We start from the raw sequence: 3,119 nt of genomic DNA, 5'->3' as shown, positions 1-3,119 counted from the left end.
GGCGCGGCGGGCCGGCGTTGGCGGCCGGCCCGCCGGGTGCTCAGCCGTGGTGGTGGCCGCCCGCCTTCCGGCCGCCGCCGCCCGCCATCCGGGTCGCCATCGTCGTCTGGACGGTCTTCGGCGCGACGACGAACGGCCGCATCATGCCGTGGTCCTCGTGTTCGAGGATGTGGCAGTGGTACACGTAGTTGCCCGTGCCGCCGTGGAACCGGCCCGCGACCGACACGTGGTCGTGCTCGTCGATGCGGATGGTGTCCTTCCAGCCGAGCTCGTCCGAGCCGAGGCCCTTGGGGGCGCTGTAGGTGGCGGTGTAGGTGAACACGTCGTTGGCCGTGTCGGAGACGACCGCGACGGTGTAGGTGTCGCGGGCCAGCGCCTGGAACGACACCAGGTGGATGTGCGTCGGGTGGTTCGGCCCGGCGAGGTGGATGAAGTTCCAGACCTCCCACCCGTCGAGGGCGACCTGGAAGGTGACGGCCTCGTCGAAGGTGCTCGCCACCTTCCGGTACGTGGTCGTCGTCCCGTTCTTGACGATCTTGACGATGCGGTCGCCCTTCTGCGGGACGTACCCGGCGGCGACCTTCGCCAGCTCCCACATCTGGGGGCTCCCGCTGGTCGTGCCGTCGTGGGTGGCGGTCGCGACGTACCGCTCGGTGTAGCCGGACGGGACGGACGCGGGGGTCAGCCGGGAGTAGGTCGGCGACACCTTGGCGGGCAGCGCGAAGGTGTCCGTCACGGCGGTGCCGCCCACCCGGAACTGGAGGATCTCCGGGCCGAGCGGCGAGGTCACGGTGTCGGTGTTGGACAGCTGGAGCCGCGCGCCCTTGAAGGCGGCGAAGTTGATCAGCACGTCGGCGCGCTCCGCCGGGGAGAGGGTGAGCCGGTCCTGCTTGACGGGCGCGCCGAGGAAGCCCTGCTCGGTGCCGATCTGGACGATCGCGCCGGTGACCGGCGAGCTGGTGCCGTCGGTGTTCTCCTTGCGCAACTCCAGCGTGTAGGTGCGCGCGTTGGCGCCGTTGAGCAGGCGGAACCGGTACCAGCGGGGCTCGACGTCCAGGTGCGGCCAGATGACGCCGTTCGCCAGGTTGTACGGGCCGGCGAACGGGAGGGACACGCGGACGTCGCCGAGGTCGTAGTAGCCGACCTTGTGCAGCAGCCGCCCGGTGAAGTTCCCGGACGCGTCGGTGTCGAGGTTGCGGTCGGCGATGACGAGCGGGATCTCGTACGCGCCGGACGGCAGCTTCAGCGCGTCCTCCTCCTTGTCGCGGACGAGGTACAGGCCCGACAGCCCGGCGAAGACGTTGTAGGCCGTGATGTCCATCGCGTGGTCGTGGTACCAGAGGGTCGCCGCGCGCTGGTCGTTCGGGTACTCGGTGGCCTGGCCCTGGCCGAACGAGATGCCGTTCTTGGGCCAGCCGTCGCTGTCGCCGCTGATCTCGCCGCCGTGCAGGTGGGTGACCACCCAGGGCGCGAGGTCGGCGACGTCCTTGATCGGTTCGGCGTCGCCGCGCCCCGGGCTGAGGATCGAGTCGAGCCCGGTGAAGGGGACGGCGACCGCGGTCACCGGGAACTTCCCCTCGATCCGGTTGAGCCAGCTCACCTTGATCCGCTGGCCGCGCCGGACGTCGATGACGGGCCCGGGGAAGGCGCCCTCGTACGCCCAGACGGGCGTCGAGGGCAGCTGCGAGTGCAGCTTCACCGTGGCGGCCCGCTGCCGGATCGTGAGCGTGGTGTCGGGTTTCAGCACCTTCGGGACGGGCAGCGGGTCGGCGAACTTGGTGAGGCCGGTGGGCGCGGCGCGGAAGGTCCGGGACGCGGTCGCGAACGCGGTCACGTTCGCCTGGGCGGTGACGGCGGCCACGCCGATACCGGCGGCCGATCCGGCGATGAACTGGCGGCGACTGGGCATGGGGGGACTCCTCCGCGGCATCGGACAGCGGAGCCGATCCTTCGCCCGCCGTCCCCCGCGCCTCAATCGCCCGGTCGCGAAACAGGGGGTTCCGCGGCGGACCGTCGGGTTTACCGCGGGTCCGACAATGGAAAGCGGAACGGGTCACGGGTGGTCGCCGCGAGCGCGCCCGCCGACGTCAGCGGCCGGGTGGCGGGACACGATAGGCGCGCGATTGCCGGGCAGTGGGCGACGGTCTTCGATCATCGAACCCGTGGTCGCACTGGTCGAACGAGACGAACAAGTCCTGCAACTCGACGCCCTGCTCAAGGAGTGCCTGTCGGGTCGTGGCCGGGTGGCGCTCCTGGAGGGGCCGATCGGCACCGGACGGACCGCGCTGCTGCGGGACCTCGCCGAGCGGGCCGAGGAGTCGGGGTTCCGCTGCCTGCGCGCCTCCTGCTCGCTGACCGAGCGGGCGCTGGGCTACGGCGTCGCCGGGCAGCTCCTGCGCGGCGTCCCGCTGCGCGACGGCCCGGACGGTCCGGACGCCCCGGGCGGTCCGCCGCGCCGCCTCCCGGCGGACCTCGCCGGCGCCGCGGGCGGCCCGGAGTTCGATCCCGCGTCCCCGGAGACCGTGCGGACGCACCACGAGCTGTCGCTGACGCTGCTGGAGCTCGCCGAGCGCGAACCCCTGCTGATCACCGTGGACGACCTCCGCCACGCGGACGTGCCGTCCCTGCACTTCCTGCTCCACCTGGTCCGGCGGCTCGGCTCGGCGCGCGTGCTGGTCGTGCTCGCGGACGAGGCGGCGCCGCGGCCGCGGCACCTCACGTTCCTCGCCGAGCTGTCCCGGCGGCCGGAGCTGCACCGGCTGCGGGTGGGGCCGCTCTCCCCCGCCGGGACCGCCCGCATGGCGGCGGACCTGCTCGGCGCCGTCCCGGATCACGGCACGGGCCTGGACCTCGACCTGTACGCGCTCAGCGGCGGCAACCCGCTCCTGCTGGACGCGCTGGCCGAGGACGTCCGCGTCGGCGGCGGCCCCCGCGCCGACGGGTACGGGCTGGCCCTGCTCGGCTGCCTGCACCGGGGCGATCCCGCGACGCTCGCGGTGGCGCGGGCGCTGGCGATCCTGGGCGAGGAGGCCGGCCCGGACGAGCTGCTGCGGCTGGTGTCGCTGGCGCCCGAGGCGGCCGGGCGGGCGCTCGACGCGCTCGGCGCCCGGCACGGGGTC

At 73.4% G+C, this 3,119-nt stretch carries 2 protein-coding genes; one reads left to right on the top strand and one right to left on the bottom strand.

What is annotated here, in order from left to right:
- Window positions 1–40: 40 nt before the first annotated feature.
- Window positions 41–1,909, bottom strand: coding sequence for a multicopper oxidase family protein (locus E1300_RS48685; RefSeq protein ID WP_131764033.1), 1,869 nt, complete (start codon window positions 1,907–1,909; stop codon window positions 41–43).
- Window positions 1,910–2,162: 253 nt separating this feature from the next.
- Between E1300_RS48685 and E1300_RS48680 the strand changes: the two genes are divergently transcribed.
- Window positions 2,163–3,119, top strand: a 957-nt coding sequence (locus E1300_RS48680) for an AAA family ATPase (protein WP_165503345.1), incomplete at its 3' end; no start/stop codon positions are given.

The sequence above is a fragment of the Actinomadura fibrosa genome (genome assembly GCF_900659615.1).
Classification (GTDB): domain Bacteria; phylum Actinomycetota; class Actinomycetes; order Streptosporangiales; family Streptosporangiaceae; genus Spirillospora; species Spirillospora fibrosa.
This window is presented reverse-complemented; position numbering and strand designations above follow the sequence as displayed.

Excerpts from the sequence above, each read along its gene's own strand:
- E1300_RS48685 (WP_131764033.1), bottom strand. The coding sequence starts at position 1,909 with ATGCCCAGTCGCCGCCAGTTCATCGCCGGATCGGCCGCCGGTATCGGC.